16 protein-coding genes are annotated in these 16814 nt (G+C 45.2%); 6 read left to right on the top strand and 10 right to left on the bottom strand.

Going from position 1 to position 16814, the window contains the following annotated elements; translation table 11 throughout:
- Positions 1-42: 42 nt before the first annotated feature.
- The 6 genes from BJP58_RS24820 to BJP58_RS24795 all read left to right on the top strand — a co-directional run bounded on the left by BJP58_RS24820 (position 43) and on the right by BJP58_RS24795 (position 5235).
- The gene (locus BJP58_RS24820) at positions 43-960 is read left to right on the top strand and encodes an ABC transporter ATP-binding protein (RefSeq protein ID WP_194540985.1); all 918 of its coding nucleotides are present in this window, start codon (positions 43-45) and stop codon (positions 958-960) included.
- Complete coding sequence (locus tag BJP58_RS24815) at positions 957-1709, top strand: ABC transporter permease (RefSeq protein WP_194540984.1); 753 nt, start codon at positions 957-959, stop codon at positions 1707-1709. Before BJP58_RS24820 ends, BJP58_RS24815 begins: the two co-directional genes overlap by 4 nt.
- Before the next feature lie 12 nt (positions 1710-1721).
- Positions 1722-2453 carry an ABC transporter permease gene (locus BJP58_RS24810; protein ID WP_194540983.1) on the top strand — a complete coding sequence of 244 codons (732 nt, stop codon included), beginning with the start codon at positions 1722-1724 and terminating at the stop codon, positions 2451-2453.
- 22 nt (positions 2454-2475) lie between these two features.
- Entirely contained in the window at positions 2476-2826 is a 351-nt protein-coding gene (locus tag BJP58_RS24805; RefSeq protein ID WP_194540982.1) for a YxeA family protein, read from the top strand.
- A 440-nt stretch (positions 2827-3266) separates the two neighbouring features.
- Positions 3267-4658 carry an N-acetylmuramoyl-L-alanine amidase family protein gene (locus tag BJP58_RS24800; RefSeq protein WP_233354753.1) on the top strand — a complete coding sequence of 464 codons (1392 nt, stop codon included), beginning with the start codon at positions 3267-3269 and terminating at the stop codon, positions 4656-4658.
- 31 nt (positions 4659-4689) lie between these two features.
- Entirely contained in the window at positions 4690-5235 is a 546-nt protein-coding gene (locus tag BJP58_RS24795; RefSeq protein WP_194540981.1) for a GerMN domain-containing protein, read from the top strand.
- A 143-nt stretch (positions 5236-5378) separates the two neighbouring features.
- Here BJP58_RS24795 and BJP58_RS24790 read toward each other — a convergent pair whose 3' ends face one another.
- From BJP58_RS24790 to BJP58_RS24745, 10 genes are all read right to left on the bottom strand, one after another.
- The gene (locus BJP58_RS24790; protein ID WP_194540980.1) at positions 5379-6134 is read right to left on the bottom strand and encodes a (S)-benzoin forming benzil reductase; all 756 of its coding nucleotides are present in this window, start codon (positions 6132-6134) and stop codon (positions 5379-5381) included.
- A 23-nt stretch (positions 6135-6157) separates the two neighbouring features.
- Positions 6158-6844, bottom strand: a complete 687-nt coding sequence (locus BJP58_RS24785; protein ID WP_194540979.1) for a TetR/AcrR family transcriptional regulator — start codon at positions 6842-6844, stop codon at positions 6158-6160.
- Between the two features lie 228 nt (positions 6845-7072).
- A complete protein-coding gene (locus BJP58_RS24780) occupies positions 7073-9109 on the bottom strand; it encodes a methyl-accepting chemotaxis protein (RefSeq protein WP_194540978.1) in 2037 nt (678 codons plus the stop codon).
- A 130-nt stretch (positions 9110-9239) separates the two neighbouring features.
- Positions 9240-10082, bottom strand: coding sequence for a sugar ABC transporter permease (locus BJP58_RS24775; RefSeq protein ID WP_071221547.1), 843 nt, complete (start codon positions 10080-10082; stop codon positions 9240-9242).
- Positions 10082-11395, bottom strand: coding sequence for a sugar ABC transporter permease (locus BJP58_RS24770; RefSeq protein ID WP_194540977.1), 1314 nt, complete (start codon positions 11393-11395; stop codon positions 10082-10084). The genes BJP58_RS24775 and BJP58_RS24770 overlap by 1 nt, the downstream gene beginning before the upstream one ends.
- Before the next feature lie 97 nt (positions 11396-11492).
- Entirely contained in the window at positions 11493-12803 is a 1311-nt protein-coding gene (locus BJP58_RS24765) for a sugar ABC transporter substrate-binding protein (RefSeq protein ID WP_194540976.1), read from the bottom strand.
- 586 nt (positions 12804-13389) lie between these two features.
- Positions 13390-14124 carry an ABC transporter permease gene (locus BJP58_RS24760; protein ID WP_194540975.1) on the bottom strand — a complete coding sequence of 245 codons (735 nt, stop codon included), beginning with the start codon at positions 14122-14124 and terminating at the stop codon, positions 13390-13392.
- 14 nt (positions 14125-14138) lie between these two features.
- Entirely contained in the window at positions 14139-14846 is a 708-nt protein-coding gene (locus BJP58_RS24755; RefSeq protein WP_194540974.1) for an ABC transporter permease, read from the bottom strand.
- Positions 14843-15763, bottom strand: coding sequence for an ABC transporter ATP-binding protein (locus tag BJP58_RS24750; protein WP_194540973.1), 921 nt, complete (start codon positions 15761-15763; stop codon positions 14843-14845). Before BJP58_RS24750 ends, BJP58_RS24755 begins: the two co-directional genes overlap by 4 nt.
- A gap of 91 nt (positions 15764-15854) precedes the next feature.
- Entirely contained in the window at positions 15855-16784 is a 930-nt protein-coding gene (locus BJP58_RS24745) for a sensor histidine kinase (RefSeq protein WP_194540972.1), read from the bottom strand.
- Between the last annotated feature and the right edge of the window lie 30 nt (positions 16785-16814).

The raw sequence follows: 16814 nt of genomic DNA, 5'->3' as shown, positions 1-16814 counted from the left end.
AACGAAGTAGAAATTAAAGACTGGAATGGAGCTGACTTTCTTATGAGTACACTCGCTATTGTGCAAACGCAAAATCTGTCTAAAACATATGGGGCAAATAACAGTGTAAATAAAGTGGATTTACGTGTTCAAGAGGGAGAAATCTATGGTTTTCTGGGCCCAAACGGTGCAGGGAAAACAACGACGCTAAAAATGCTGCTCGGTCTCGTCAAGCCAACGGAAGGGACCATCCATATTTTCGGACAAGACCTGAGCAAACATCGGCCATCCATTCTGCAGCGAACCGGATCGCTGATTGAATCTCCCTCTTATTACGGGCATTTGACCGGGCTTGAGAATATGAAGGTTATGCAGCGCCTTCGGAACGTACCCGATAAAAATGTTCACGAGGCGCTTCGTATTGTGCGGCTGGAAAATCAAAAAAACAAAAAAACGGAACAATATTCGCTGGGAATGAAGCAACGGCTGGGCATCGCGATGGCCCTGCTTGCTTTTCCCAAGCTGCTGATCCTTGATGAGCCGACGAACGGACTTGACCCCGCGGGCATTGGGGAAATTCGGGAGCTCATCAAATCATTGCCTGAACGCTATGGAATCACTGTATTGCTCTCCAGCCATCTCCTCTCGGAGATCGAACAAATCGCTACCTCAGTAGGCATTATTACTCAAGGGAATCTGTTGTATCAGGGGAGTATGGCAAGTTTGAAGCAAAAAAACAGAAACGCCATTTATATGAAAACCGGGGACAACGCTAAAGCCGAGCAGCTACTACTCACTCAAGGATACAACCCGACACAAAGTGGCAGCCGGCTTGAGCTCTGCACGCTTCAGGATACGGAAGTGGCGGAGATGAACAGGCTGCTTGTTGAACATAAAATCGAAGTCACTCGAATCGAAGAGCAGAAGAAAAGTTTGGAGGATATATTCCTGGAGCTGACAGGAAAGGGGCGGAGCTTGTGATCAAATTGTTAGGGCTGGAGTATTATAAAATCCGTCGCAAAAAAATAGGGATCATGATGATATTATTTCTTGTCATAGAGATGCTGTGGGCTTTTATGTCCATAAGCCGGTCCATTGCGAGCAACCCGGATCACGCCGTGTGGGAATCCGTTTTTTTTAGTATATCATCCATGAATGGTTTGTTTATGCCCATTATGTCGGCTGTTGTTGTCTCACGTATTTGTGATATGGAACATAAGGGATCGACCTGGAAAATGCTTGCTGCTACCAATGTTGGACGCGGACGGCTCTACGCAGCGAAGTATATATGTACCAATAGTCTAGTCCTGTATGGCATCGGGGTACAGGCTTTATTCATAATCGTGATCGGGCTCACAAAGGATTTCCCCGGCTCGCTGCCTAGCGATTTATTATTCCGGTTCGTTGGAGGCACTCTCCTCACGACGCTTGCTGTTACAGCTCTTCAACAGTGGATATCTTTTGCTATCAAAAATCAGGCTTTTGCGCTGTGTTTAGGCATGCTGGGCGGCTTCATCGGAATGACCGCCGGATTATTTCCGGCTGCTATTCGACATCTTCTTATTTGGTCTTACTATTTGGATCTCAGTCCAGTTACTTATCGATACGCCGAGTCTGCGAGTGTCTATATCGTACAGCCTGAAAGTGTTGGAATCATACTGGGTTCGTTGATCATGACTCTCCTGTTCTATTTCGTGGGGAACTTCCAAGTAAGCAGGCAGGAAATCTGAGGAGGAGTTTTTATGAAACGAAGTATTTCTGCTGAATGGATAAAACTGCGTCATTCTCGAATTGGCCTTATCATCGCGGTACTTCCAATTCTAAGTTTGTTGATTGGATGTGCGAATTATTATTTTAACCAGGACGCCCTGCAAAATGGTTGGTACAGCCTGTGGACCCAAGTCGCCCTATTCTACGGTGTGTTTTTCCTGCCTATTCTGATTTCCATCTGCTGTTCCTATATTGGTAGGCTGGAGCATTTAAACCGGAATTGGAATATGGTTATGACCTCTCCTGTTTCGATTGCCAGCGTGTTTCTTGCCAAATGGATGGTAGTCGGCATATTAATCTTGTTCGCACAAGTACTGTTCATGGGACTCTATTGGCTGGCAGGCACCTTATTCTCCTTACCAGGGCATTTCCCTGTAGAAACTATAGGTTGGATGATCCGTGGATGGTATGCGTGTATGTCCATAACTGCTCTACAATTGGGGCTTTCGCTGCGGATCCGCAGCTTTGCCACGCCGATCGGCATTAGTTTGTGCGCGGTCTTTATTGGTCTGGGTATGTATATTGCCAAGTTAGGAATATTTTTCCCGTTCTCGTTACTCAACATCGGGATGAGTGTGATGAGTCAAGATCCGTTAACAGGCATGCAGAACATTCTGTTTTGGTTGATCAATTTGGCTTTCATTATCATTTTTTCATCGATGTCTATTCGCCGGTTGAAGAATAAAGACATTGTATCATCCTGATTACGCTTAGGAGGATTTTATATTGAAAAAAACAGTACAAGTCCTGGGGCTCATCATCGTGATTGGAGCATGCTTGTGGATGTTCTTCTGGGATTCGGAGAAGCTGACCCCTGAAAATTCTGCAGGAAAAAACATCTATTATACGATGATAACCGGCCTCGGTATTCAAGATGACAATGGACGTTACAACTATGAGCTGACTTCATATAATGTGAAAGGAAATGAACGCAGGCTTGGGTTTTCGACCGGAAAGCAATTAAGAGAAGGAGCTTATGTACAGCTATATCACACGCTGCTTCGGGGGGTCACGCATTGGGAAGAGGTTGCCTTCGAGGAACTGCCTGAAGCGGTTCAGGGGCGATATCGACAATAATACGCATGAATCCAGTTTATTTGAAACTGCCTATAGGCAGTCTTTTAGCATTGAACGATCGTGTCCCGTTAGCTTAATTCATTGCGTAATGCAGGCACATTACGGATTGCCAAAAATTTAATTTTTCACATAAGCTTCAACTGATATTTTCAAATTTTGGTACATTTTCACAGGATAAATATGTATAATTGCAGAATGATGTCATAATTTAGTAGTTTGTACTTTCAGCTTTTGAACTAACTCGCGAGTCTTAGGAGGTGATTGGTTATCCCCGCTAACTTGATACCTTTCAATTTCATAACATCAGTTCTCTTATGAATTGGTTAGTTTAAGTATTAGGTTATTTTCCTGTGATTTCTTTTCATAGATGAAAACCGTATGGTAACCATGTCTTTCAGCTAGAAGTTTAGTAATTCCGTAAATTTAAACCGAGGTGTAAAATGAAGAAATCTATAATGATGCTACTGTTTACTGCACTGCTACTCTTTCTAAACCCTATGCACGCTCAAGCGGCTACAAATCAAACAAAAATATTTTTAGATGGCCAGGAGCTTGGGTTACCTAATTCTGTTGAAGTCGTTAATGTACGCAACAACATCATGATTCCAATTCGAGTAGTCGCTGAGAATTTAAAGTTCAATGTGAACTGGGACAAAAAAACACAAAATGTACATATTCAACAAGGTTCTAAAGCAATTTCATTGACTGTTGGAAAAAATGAGGCTTTAGTCGAAAACAACACTGTGACGCTCAACGTTGCTCCTCAAATGATTAAGAATACGGTTGTCGTACCCATGCGTTTTGTTAGTGAAGAAATGGGTCTGAGCGTTGGCTGGAATAACAAAGACAAGATTGTTACTCTATCTAGCAATACATCCCTTCCATCCCAACCCTCTAATGAAAGTGGGATCGAAGCAACCACTAAGCAAATTCATGAAATAAACTATGCAAATAACCAACTGGTGGTTTCGTTAGACCATGAAGTTACTCCAGTCATAACTACTCTTCAAAACCCTGAACGAATCGTCGTGGATTTCCCATCTACCAACTTGGGAGATATGGGACAAGCACTCTCTAGCGGAGCCATGGAGAGATTGGATACTAGTGAATCTCCAAATATTACCGATATACGTTATTCTCTTTTCAAAAATGACCCTGCTCAAGTTCGAATCGTGATTGAATTAAACAATGTTCGTTCGGTCAATTATGAGCAGCAGACCATCGCCGGCAAATTCATCCTTGATTTGAGTATGGTAAACGACCCTGCACCTGCAACTCCTGTCAACAGTGGCAAGAAAATAGTCGTTATTGATCCGGGACATGGTGGAAGTGATCCAGGTACAATAAGTTTCACGAAAAAACCTGAGAAGATTTTCACCCTTGCTTTAGGCCTTAAAGTTCAGGCTCTCTTGCAACAAGAACCTAGCATAGAAGTGATTATGACTCGTGAAACGGATATTTACCCTACACGATCGGAACGAGTTAAACTTGCTAATGATCTAAAGGCGGATGTGTTTGTTTCTATACACGGGAACAGCGTAAAGGCTGCTCCTCAAGTATCGGGAACCGAAACGTATTATTACCAACGTGAAAGTAGTAAAGAACTAGCAGACCTCATTCATAAAAATTTGATTAAGGCCTTGGGATTTCAAGATCGTGGTGTTAAGAACGGAAACTACCAGGTCATCCGGGAAACCACAATGTCTGCGGTTCTCTTGGAAGTCGGATTTTTAAGTAACAAATCTGAGGAGGAGGCCATGATGTCAGAAACCAATCAAAATAAAGCGGCACAGGCCATTGTTGATGGAATAAAAGAATATCTGACGTTATAAAACAACGATTATTTTAAGAGGATGTGCTTCTATGAAAAAAGGGATCTATCTTGCTATCGCAATTTGTGCCATAAGCATACTAGCGGTGGGGTGTGGTAGCAAGCCTACTTCTTCTGATCCAGTGCAGGGTTCTGACCCTGCAAGTACTGCACCCGTGCCATCAGCTAATCAGGACGAGGAGGGCGAACAATCTCAAGAAATTCAGGTTTTTTACGCGGACGGCCAACTATACAAACTAGAACAAAGTACGAAGAAAATTACTTTTGAGGATGACTCCGACAAATACAGTAAAACGTTTGCTGCCCTTAAAAGTAACGATCAAACTGAATTGATCTCATTGTGGAATAGTATTGATTTACTCTCATCAACGTTTAATCAAGGAAAATTGACACTTGATGTGCATATTCCGGATGAAGCAAGATTAGGTGCTGGAGGAGAACTTCTAGCCATCGATGCCCTGAAAGAAACATTTTTTCAGTTTGAAGAAATAAGCAGTATTGATCTGCTTGTTGACGGAGATGCAACTGAAAGCTTAATGGGTCATGTGGAATTAGAACATCCACTAACCCGTGAATAACGTCCACTCCATGAAAAAACAGCCGAATCTCTATTAGAGACGGCTGTTTTTCTTCACTCAATGGTTTAGTATGTAGTTGTCTGTCGTATACTGTGTGGCATTCATTTCCGAATATTAATTGTGTCTGTAGGCAATTATTTGGATCATTGATCAATGGTTTCAATAACAACAGCTTTACCAAAATCTTCGCTTAGCAGAATCTCGATTAATTTGTGCGCAGTGTATTCAGGCGTTTGTAATTTCCCTTCCTCAGAAAGTTGAATGAATTCATTAACATATGGGAAAAGATCATTACTTACGGATCGAATTTCCGATTGTAAATTGGTGTCGATCATACCTGGATATATAGCGACTACTTTTGCTGGATATGTCACGAGCTTTTGCTCGATGTCTATACTTTTAGTAAACGAGTCAAGGCCAGCTTTTGCAGTACTGTAACAGCTTTGTGACGGTAATAAAAATTTTGCAGATGCTGAGGATATATTTAGAATTCTTTTGTCCACATTCATATCTTTGCTACGTTTAAGATAGTTTGCGATTATTATCATTGGTGCTAATAGATTTAAATGGATGTTCTCTATTATTTTTTCAGTTTCTATCCGTTCAATTGGGCTCACTGGAGTCAACATGGCGGCATTATTGATAAGATAAATCCCCTCATCGTTGGAATAAAGCTCAATTTGACTGAAGATGTCTTCGAAAAGTTGATCAATCTCGCCAATGTTTGTTAAATCAAAATTAAAATAATCAATTTTGCAGTCTCTCTCCTTGGCTAGATCGATAATCCGTTGGTTCGTGGTTCTAGAGATGCATATAAGGTGGTGGTTCTTATCGATTAATTGATTAGCCAAAGATTCACCGATACCTCTTGATGTACCTGTAATAATAATATGTTTCAATTGGATCGCTCCTTATAAGCTAACTATGTATTTTCTCGAATCATAATTCGATTAACAGTCTCTTCCCAAATCATCTGATATTCCAAATCCATCTTCATCATTTTGCATCTAGACAAATTATCAATAAGCAGGGCGAGAATTTTAGAACTTACTTCGATTTTTGTAGGTTCAACTAGATCCCATTCGGCGCCTTTTGACAATAAATTATAAAAACCGTTGACAAAATCTTGTTGAACTTTCAATAAGGGAGCTCTAAATTGGTCATCACGCTCGGCTAGCATCGTGAACTCACTAAGCACTCTTAAGGTTGAACGATACTCTTGGCCATCGCTTGGCAGCATGTTTAAACCGCCTCTAATTATCGTCTCTATAAAATTGTCTTTATTAACGGATTCATTATCAAAGTAAGCAGCAAAATAATGATCTTTAAAAATATACTCAAAGGTTCGGCTAATCAACTCTTCTTTTGTTGCAAAATGGTAGTATATAGAGGATTTGGTTATGCCTACTTTTTTTGAAATCAACCCCAAACTCGTTCTCTCTATCCCATGCTCTGCAAACAGCTCATATGCTGCTTGGATGATATGACTTGATGTAATCTCTCTTTTCTTGATAACCCTCAGGCTCCCTTCATTTGAATTAATGCCATTATAAGGATTATAACAATGTACTGTCAATAATTTAACGACCGATCGTTTAAAAAAGTGCATTTATATAAATGGTACCCCCAATCAGTATGTCTGTCATTACTTTTTACAGCAGGTGATTTACGATGTTGTCCCCTTCTTCCACTTATACTGCAGAAGTCCCCTTTATCCCCGGATTTCAACCATAAATATGATTCCAATAGAAATCCGGGGGTAACAGGGATCGGAAGCATGATCCGCATGCGGAGTGCTGCATAAGCACATCATTTTCACGCAGCAATCGAAAACCATTTACGTCCTAAACATCACCAAAGATTTGCGCAAACCCTCCGACAGCTCCTCCAAGCGTGAAGACAGGGCAACCAGCTTCTCGCTCACTTTGAACTGCTCGGATGACATCGAAGCGACCTCCTCCGTGGCGGCGCTGGTCTCTTGAACGATCGAGCTTGCCTCCGAGATCGAGTCGGTCAGGGTAAGCTGGGAACCGATCAGTACCTCTACCGACCGGGTCGATTCGCGGATCTCGGCCAAAAGGGCATCCATCTCGTAGCGTACATGATCGAATACGCCCTGGGCTTCCTGAACCGAATGCAGCTGCTCGTCAAAGAGCGGTGATGCCGACGTCAATGCATCAACGGAGCCTTGTACTTCAGATCGGATATCCTTGATCATCGCGCCTACGGTCTGGATCGATTCCTTGGAACGATCCGCCAAGCTGCGCACTTCATTGGCTACGACCATGAAGCCGCTGCCTGCTGCCCCCGCACGGGCTGCTTCAATCGTCGCGTTAATGGACAGCACGTTGGTTTGATGCGTGATCTCCGACATCAGCTCCAATATTTTGTGAATCGACGCGGTGTTCTCCTTCAGCTTCTCCGCATTCTGGACAATGGCCCGGTTCACCTGATTAATCCGCGTGGATTTCTCCACCAGATTGTCCATATGCCGTGCGCCCTCTCCCGTCACCTGAAGCACGCGATCAGCCGCGGCCTCCATCACTTGATTCGAATCCGATACCTTACTCATCTGAAAGCCAATGTTCTCAGCCAGCTGATTCTCCCGTTCGGCCTCCATCGCCAAGCTTGCGCTTCCCTGTGCAATCTGCTCCATGGCCGATGCAATTTCACCAGCCGTCAGCGAGGTTCCCTTCGATACTCCCGCCAGTTCCTCCGCCGTGGCCAGCACTTGCTTCGCGGAAGCATTCGTCTGATCGACCAGAGCCGAAATTTGCCCCATCATCCGGTTGAAGCTGTGGCCGAGTCGGCCAATTTCATCCGCACGCCGGAACTCGGTCCGAACCTTCAGATTTCCTTGCTCTCCCTCTTCCATCAGACGGCACATCTGATTCAGGGGGCGGCCGATGGAACGCATCATATAATAGCCTAGCAGTATCGCAACCAGAACCGCGGCCACAATAACCCCGAGCGTTACAACCAATAGCTTGTCCGTGGCTTGCACAAAATCGCTAACGGGAGCAAAGCCGACCATATGCCAAGGAGCCGTCTTCAGCGGGGTATACACCACCATCTGCTCGTCGGCGGTGTAATAAATCCCTCCGTCTTCGGTATCTTGAGGAACCGTGATGGCGGACGGCTGCATCAGCTGAGCCGAGTCCATGTCGTGTACGATCCGGTTATCCTCGGCAATGATTCGCATCCGGCCGTTGTTCCCTATTTTTAAATTGGCCAGCACCCATCCGACCGCCTCTTCCTTGATATCGATCAACAGGATATATTGCGCATCCGGATTCTTCAGATTTTTCAGCAATCTCCCCATCGACATGGTGGCGGTTTTCTCGTTCTCCATAAAGCCTTGAACCTCGGTCGGAAACCATACCGGTTCGCCATCGGCCTGTATAATCCGGTCCATCTTCGCCTTCACGCTTTCTGCGGAAGACATTCCCGTTAAGCCCGTTGAGTTATAGGAGCTTTGAGCTTGAAGATTGGGCGCAACCAGGCGCATGCCCTGCAGACGTTTATCCGAAGAAGCCATCCCGTTCAATTTCTCCCGGATTCGGTTCTCGGCCTGCGTTTTGTCCCGAATGCCGATACCCGCCGTACTTACCGTAACGAGGTCCTCGCGAAGAACCGTATCCAGCGCCCATTGGCGGGAAGCGGCTTCATATTGCGCCAGCAGAAAATCCAGCTTGTCCGCCGCCTGCATCATCTGCCCCGAAGTCGCTTCCGACACCTGATCCATCACCGTGTCTTTGGAGATGGAATACGATAATAACCCGAGCGCCGAAGATAACAGCACGATCGTGGTAAAAAAGATAACAAACAGCTTCATCCCAACCGCTTTGAATTGAAAACGTCTCATCATGTTCATATGTATATGTCCCCCTGCATCGCATGTTTGAATGCAAAAAGACACAGCTAGCGGTTACCGGCTGTGTCTCTTCGCTGTTCTCTCTATCTATCTGTCTTATGATGAATTCATACGATTAGCTATCCGTACCTTACCCTTTGCTTGCACCAGCCGTCATGCCATCGACAAGCAAACGCTGCAGGAAGACAAACAGCAAGGTGATCGGCAGTGCGATCAGCACGGATGCCGCCGCGAACAACGTAAAGTTACTGTCCTGGGTGGAGTTGACGAGATCCCATAGGCCGACGGCGAGCGTCCAGTTTTCTTTTGTCCGGAGCACGAGTCTCGCAAAGATAAAGTCTACCCATGGGCCAACGAACAGCGTCAAGCCCATATACGTGATCATTGGCTTCGACAACGGCAGAATGATTTTGCGGAATATCTGGAAGTTGGTAGCTCCGTCGATCTTCGCCGCTTCATCCAGACTTCGCGGTATCGTATCCAGGAAGCCTTTCATGATCAGGGTTCCGCCTAGCGGCGCCCCTGCCGCATACACGATAATCATCGCCGCATGCGTGTTCAGCAGATCCAGGGAATTCAGCAGGATATACAGCGCGATCATACTCATGAAGCCCGGGAACATCCCCAGCACGAGAATGACCGATAGCGCATTCTGCCGGCCTTTAAACCGGAATCGGGAGACCGCATAACTTGTGAGCAGGACAAGAATGGTCCCAATAATCATGGAGAATATCGCAATTTTCAACGTGTTCATGTACCATGTGCCAAACAGAAAGCTCTGGGACGTAAACAATTCTTTATAATGACTGAGCGTAAAAGATTCTGGAATCAAGGACTTGCTGTACAACGACTTTCCGGGACGGAAAGAGGCCAGAACAATCCAGAGCGCCGGGTAAATACAACCGATCGCAATGATGACAAGCGTGATGTAACTTGCCGTCAGGCGAATCGCATTTCTCATTTTAATTCCCATTATTGGATCATATCCTCCTCTTTAAAGGATCTGGTTCTGCGATAATTGTAAATCGAGAAGGTCGCAATAATCATGAAGATGATAATACCGATGGCCGATGCCATGCTGTACCGCTGCTGATCCAGCGTCAGTTTATAGAGCCAGGTTACCAGCAGGTCCGTCGCACCCGCGTATTGATAATCACCCACAACCGGGTTACCGTTTGTCAGGAGGAAAATCAAGTTAAAGTTGTTAATGTTACCGGCAAATTGCGTAATCAGCACCGGTGCCGTCGAGAACAAAATCATCGGCAGGGTGATGATCTTGAATTTCTGGAATCCAGTCGCCCCGTCCACATCGGCCGCTTCATAAAGATCCTTCGGAATCGTAGTCAGGACACTCATAACGAGAAGCATGGATACCGGGATACCTACCCACATATTAACGATAATAACGGTCACTTTGGCCCAGACCGGATCGGTCAGCCATGGCAGGCCTTCCAAACCGAAATATCTTAAATACTGGTTGATCGGTCCGAATTGCCCGTTAAACATATTACGCATGACGAGCAAGGAAATCAGCTGCGGAATCGCATATGGAATGATCAGAATGACACGCCATACGCCTTTGAAACGAATTCCTTTTTGTTGAATAAGGAGTGCAACGAGCACACCGCCAAAATACGTCGTTACCGTTGCCAGCACTGCCCAGATGATCGTCCAGGTCAGGACGCCGAAGAACGTATGGCTCCATGATTTCAATGCAACGAGATTGGTGAAGGTTTTGAAACCGACCCAGTCAACCAAATTTGCCGGCGGCAGATTGTTTGGAGCAGAATAGTTCGTAAACGCCAGCATGACCATGAAGATAATCGGCATGACCGTAAAAAACAAAATACCGATGGCCGGCAGCGTCAGGAAAGATTGCGCGAATTTCCATTCAAAAATATAGTAAAGGGTCTGTCTGAAGTTGTTGGGTTTTCCACCCTGTCCCCTTAGTTTTCCAGCGTTATATGCGTTTTTGATATTGGCGTAATACCCAATAAGAAAAAGCGCAAACATAATCATGGTGATAAGTCCTTCAATCAGCAGATTGATGGAATGGTCACCTGCTACCATTTGGGTTAATCCGTTGACTTTCTCTAAATGGCTTCCCTGTTCCCCCAAAGTTGTCATTCCCCAGATGGCATCACCCAGGTTGTTGATGAAGTAATACAGACTGAATATACCTACGATAAGTAAAAGAACGCCTTTGATCCATTGCCGATTGTAAAGCTGACCCAGACCCATACAGATGGCTGATAATACGGCTGCTGTCGTACGATGTTGACGCATGCTCCCTCCATTCTCCTCTCCATATAATCGAGGAATCACCCGCCGGTTGTTCGGCGGGTGAACTTCTTCATCTATCTCGCATTATATAAGAACGTAATTACTCGCCAGCTCCACCACTGTTGAGATCTTTCACTTGACTTACAGCTTTATCAAGCGTTTCTTTCACGTCTTTGTTGTTATCCCAGATCTCAGCCAGTGCAGCGCCTACAGGAGACCATACGTTAGCCATTTCAGGAACGGATGGCATCGGTTGGGAAGATTTGAACTGCTCTGTGAATGCCGATACATACTCGTCATTCTTGATTTGATCATCTTGTTGTGCTTCGTTGTTAGTTGGAACCGATCCAACCAGTGCGCTCAGTTTCAATTGAGCTTCCTTGCTTGTCGCAAAGTCAGCGAACAAACGAGCGGCTTGCGGATATTTCGTGAACGAGCTTACGTACCAAGCTTTGATACCGGAGAACGATACAGCAGGCTGACCGCCGATGGTTGGGATTGGAGCAACGCCAAGCTTGTCGCCAAGCGCTTCTTTGTATCCGCCGAGCTCCCATGGTCCGTTAATGTCCATAGCCAGGTCGCCGGCCGTGAACAATCCGCGTTTGATATCAGGCGTAATGTCGCCGGATTTAACCGGAAGAATTTCTTTCAGGCTTGCATACACTTCCATACTCTTGACTGCGCCTTCGTTGTTGAGGCCGATATCGTTGACATCTGCGCCGCCGTTACCGAAGATGTAGCCGCCATTGGAAGCAAGGAATGGATATGCGAAGTACAGGTTGCCTGTTTCGAACATGATTCCATATTTGTTTTTGGATTTGTCTGTGAAGGTTTTGCTGAACTCAATAACTTCTTCCATCGTTGTTGGAACTTCTTTTACCAGGTCCTTGTTGTAGTACATCAGGTATGTTTCAGCAGCGCGCGGGTATCCGTACAGAACACCGTCGTAGCTTACGCCTTGGATAGCGGCTTCCGAGTTGCTGCTCTTCGTTTTTTCTTCGAAGTAATCATTTGGGAGAACCAGGTTGGTAGCTACGGCCTTACCCAGATTATCGTGAGGGAACAATACAACGTCAGCGCCCAATCCGGATGGCCCGTCTTGTTGAAGCTTGGTAACTTGGTCGGTTGGAGACAATTCTTCGATGGTTACTTCAACGCCGTATTTCTCGGTAAATTCTTTAGCAACCGCATCGGTGTAGGCTCTTTCGTCTCTACTTTCCCATACGATCAATTTAGCGCCTTCCTCCGGCTTAAGTTCCGGTGCTTCTGTATTTTCGGCCGGCGTCTCCTGGGCTGGTGGATTCTCAGCAGGTGCCTCAGCAGCGGGAGCAGGTGAATTTCCTCCGCACGCTGTAATGGAGAACGCCAACGTGAAGGTTGCAGCTAGCGTAAGTAGTTTCTTCATCTTCATTCCATGATTACCCCTCTCAATAAATGATCAGAAAATGTTGGAAATCTGCGCAAACGATTTCAGAAATTTTCAGCGTCTCTTTTTCTATGTAGCATCTGGCGAGATACTCAGGAAAAATCCCGTCGAGAAAGCGCTTCATTCACTGAAAACATCATACAACATTTATTATCGAATGTAAAAACGTTTGCACAGATCATTTTTACCCGTTTTAAGCATATAATCTCTTGTTACCTTCACTATTCACTGTATTTCGTAAGTTATCATAAAAATAGTTGTGCATATGCAGTGCAATTCAGTCATTCTACTCCCCAAATCGGACAAGAATGGCTGCAAAACGCTCCAATGTTGCACAAACGTTTGCGCAATAGTTGCGCTTCTTTCTTTCACTGATATATATATACCATTGACGCCCTTAAAATTAGACGTCACCCCGGTTAGAAAGTAGCCCAGCCCCATCCTTATCTTTCATATGCGTTAATAAGCTTGATTATTCCGTGACCAGGGGGCCTTAGAATATAATAGACCCTGGTGTTTGCTGCACCAGGGCTAAAGAAACTTATTTATTATCAATATGCTAGCAAATGGGCTACAACCAATCTCTTTTTTCAACAAAACGCTTCCCCATTAACAAATATACGATACCTGTAAATAACACGATGAACCACAGGCTATAAGGTTCAACTCGCGGCGCGTAGAGCGCTGCCTGTGGCATCATGACATAGTAGGGAATCGTGAATGGAAGCCAAGCCCCAATGGCAGAATGAAAACCTGTCAGCACGATATTCGGCACCACATATCCCAGAGACATCGCCAGGGAGGCTCCAAAATTCCGAACTCTTATTGAAACGATAAGCTGTAAGGCAGCAAGAGGTAAAATACCGATCCATCCTCCGATAATGGAATAGAGTAACGTCTCCCACGGAATCTCACCAGGCGCTTCAACAAGATATCCCGTTGCTACATAACCGAGTAAAAAAACGACCTGCACCAGCCCCAAAATCCCAATGAGCATCATATATTTTGCATAGAAGAGCCTGTTGCGGGGGATCGGCATACTCATGACTATCTTCCAGCCCCCGTCCCGGTGCTCATATAAGCATAATAAGGAGGCTATAATTGCGCTGTACAAAGGATAGAAAAACATAGAGTGTAAATTAACGCTATGGATATAGAGCGTCAACCAGCTGGGCGGGAAAAATTCCTTTAAGCTCTCAAGCTGCATCGCTCCCATCGCTGAGTTAATCAGCGTGTCCAATACGATGAGCACTGTGATGACACTCCATTGAAGCTTGATTCCTTCAGCACGTATCAGCATTCTCATAATGGCAGCACCCCCTATTCAAATTCTCTTCTGGCAAACAGGAGAGCTCCCAGCACCGTCAGCATGAACCCTACTCCAAGTGAGATTCCTATCCACTGCATATGGCCAGGGATCAGCGGGCTGGATAGTGCCGGATACGACCAGGGAAGGATTTGAATGATAAGAGAATTGCTTCGCGCTAAAAACAAGCTGGTTATGGAGCCGAATATCCCGAGAGCCAGCGGTAAAGCCTGGTTCGAAAACACCGTGGACAGCCAGAGCTGAATAGCCATCATCGGCAATGTCGATAAGCAGGCGAACAGAGGCTGCAATATCATGATTCCCCAAGGTATCGGTTCATTCGAATACAGAACCCAAATCAGGCACATCCCCATGATCGTAATGATTGCGGCACATAACTGTAATACAAGGATCCATAAAAGTTTAGCCAGATACACAGACGCTTTGGGAACAGGCATCGCAAGCAGCTGCTTCCATGCCTTGGTTTCGTGCTCGGTACCGGCCATAATGCTGGCTAGAAGCGTAATCCCCAATAAAAAAACGAAAGACAAAAACATGTACATGACCGCAAAGCCGGCATAGATTCCACCTGGACCTTGACGAAAATAAAGATACCACTCCAAGGCCGTCATGCTGATCAGGATTATGCCCTGGATTACAGGCATCCACCGGCATAATAACTTAAGTTTTAATCCTTCTGCACGCATCAGCTCCAGCATCATAAGCTGTTCTCCTGACCGGTTAATTCCAGGAAGATTTCCTCAAGGGTTTTCTTCTTCTCCGTTACCCGGTAGACATCATACTGATGATTGACAAGGAAACGAATCATTTCGGCTGATTGCGGCCTGTCGATCATGGAGGTACGGATCTGACCTGTTGTTATTTCCGGCACCGCATCAAAGCCTTGACTATTCAGAGCTGCTGCTGCTTCCAGGGGCCGGTCCATCTCCACCCAGACATAAGGCTTACTGCGATCCGTTAATTCCTGCAGCGGTCCTTGGAAGATCAATTCCCCTTGATTAATAATTCCTACCCACGTTGCAACCTGCTCGATTTCACTCAGCAAATGGCTTGAAAGCAGTACAGTGATATCAAAATCGCGGGGAAGTCGTGTAATCAGCTCTCGAATTTCTTGAATTCCCGATGGATCAAGTCCATTTGTGGGCTCATCTAGAATCAACAATTTGGGATTTGTAATAAGCGCCATCGCGATCCCAAGCCGCTGCTTCATACCAAGAGAATAACTTTTGACCGGCCGATGAGCCGCCTGGCTCAGTCTCACCCATTCCAGAACCTCCTGAATCCTGGATTCTTGTATTCCATGGATTAACGCCATAATCTTCAGATTCTTATATCCTGATAGGTGAGCATAGTATGAAGGGGATTCTACGAGAGAACCGACATCCTTTAAAATGTCCATTCTGTACTTGTTCAGATCCTTGCCTAGGATACGAATATCACCTGATGACGAACGGATCAGTCCAAGGAGCATTCGAATCGTTGTTGTTTTACCAGCGCCATTGGGCCCCAGAAATCCATAGATTTCCCGCTTAGGGACCTTCAAATTAATCTGCTTAACCGTTTCCCGCTTCCCGAACCGTCGGGTCAACTCCTGTGTATCGATTGCATAATCGTCCATTATTAATTCCTCCTGCTTGGCATTGCTAATACTTTAAGTTTAGCAACGGAAAATTAACAACAGGTAAACAAGGAATGAACGATATAATAATTTACAGGCGGACCGGCAACACAATTTCAACACGGGTGCCCTTACCCTCTGCGGGCAGAATGCTCATGCAGCCTGCATGGGCTTCCACAAAGGCATTGGCTATAGCGATTCCTCTACCGGATTGATCCAAAGCCTGTCTTAATACCGTATCCTCGATCCCGTTTCCATCATCCTCGATCACAATGAAACATTTGTTTCCTTTAATAGAGATATTGCATTTAACCTGGGTGCCGGACGGATTATGGATAACCGCATTCATTAATACATTTTGAAAGGCTCGTCCTAACAGATTTCTGTCAAAATCCATCAAGCAAACATCCTTTTCGGTAGTAAACATAAATGACGCATTCTCAGCTAACGGGTGGTTTGCGATATCTATCATCATATCGCGCAGAAAATTCACTATATCATCAGATTTTCTATTCATCGGGAACTGTTCGACTGACCACCGGCCTGTTTGGTTTAAATCATGAATTAGCTGCTTCATTTCCATGGTCTTGCCGCTGATCTGCCTGCTAAAATTCTGTTTCTCCTCATCGGTCCAATCATAATCGGCGGCTGAGAGCATATGAGCATAGCCTTCGATGTACGACAAAGGCGTCTTGAGATCATGGCTGATCGACGCAATCCATTCCTGCTTCTTGACTTCCATATTTAATCGCTCGGTCTCACTTTGCAGGAGTTGATTCGATAATTGCGTCATTCGATCAAATAATTCTTTATATAAGATATACGGATAACGATAGTTGTTATGAGGTAATGAGCCTTCGCTCGGCTGATGGAAATGTTCCTGCGGCTGGCTGTAATTTCTTTCGGATAATTGGTTGATCCAGCGTATTAAATAAGTAAGCGGTTTGCCCACGCACCAACCGAAAGCCATGAAAAAAATAGCCATTAACACGATGCCCGTAACAGCTAAAAAAGTCTTCATGGATATCGTGCCCCGGGGACTCATCCAATC

It is taken from the genome of Paenibacillus sp. JZ16, assembly GCF_015326965.1.
Classification (GTDB): domain Bacteria; phylum Bacillota; class Bacilli; order Paenibacillales; family Paenibacillaceae; genus Paenibacillus_AQ.
Note: the sequence above shows the minus strand (reverse complement) of the source record. Positions and strands in the feature narration are given on the sequence as shown.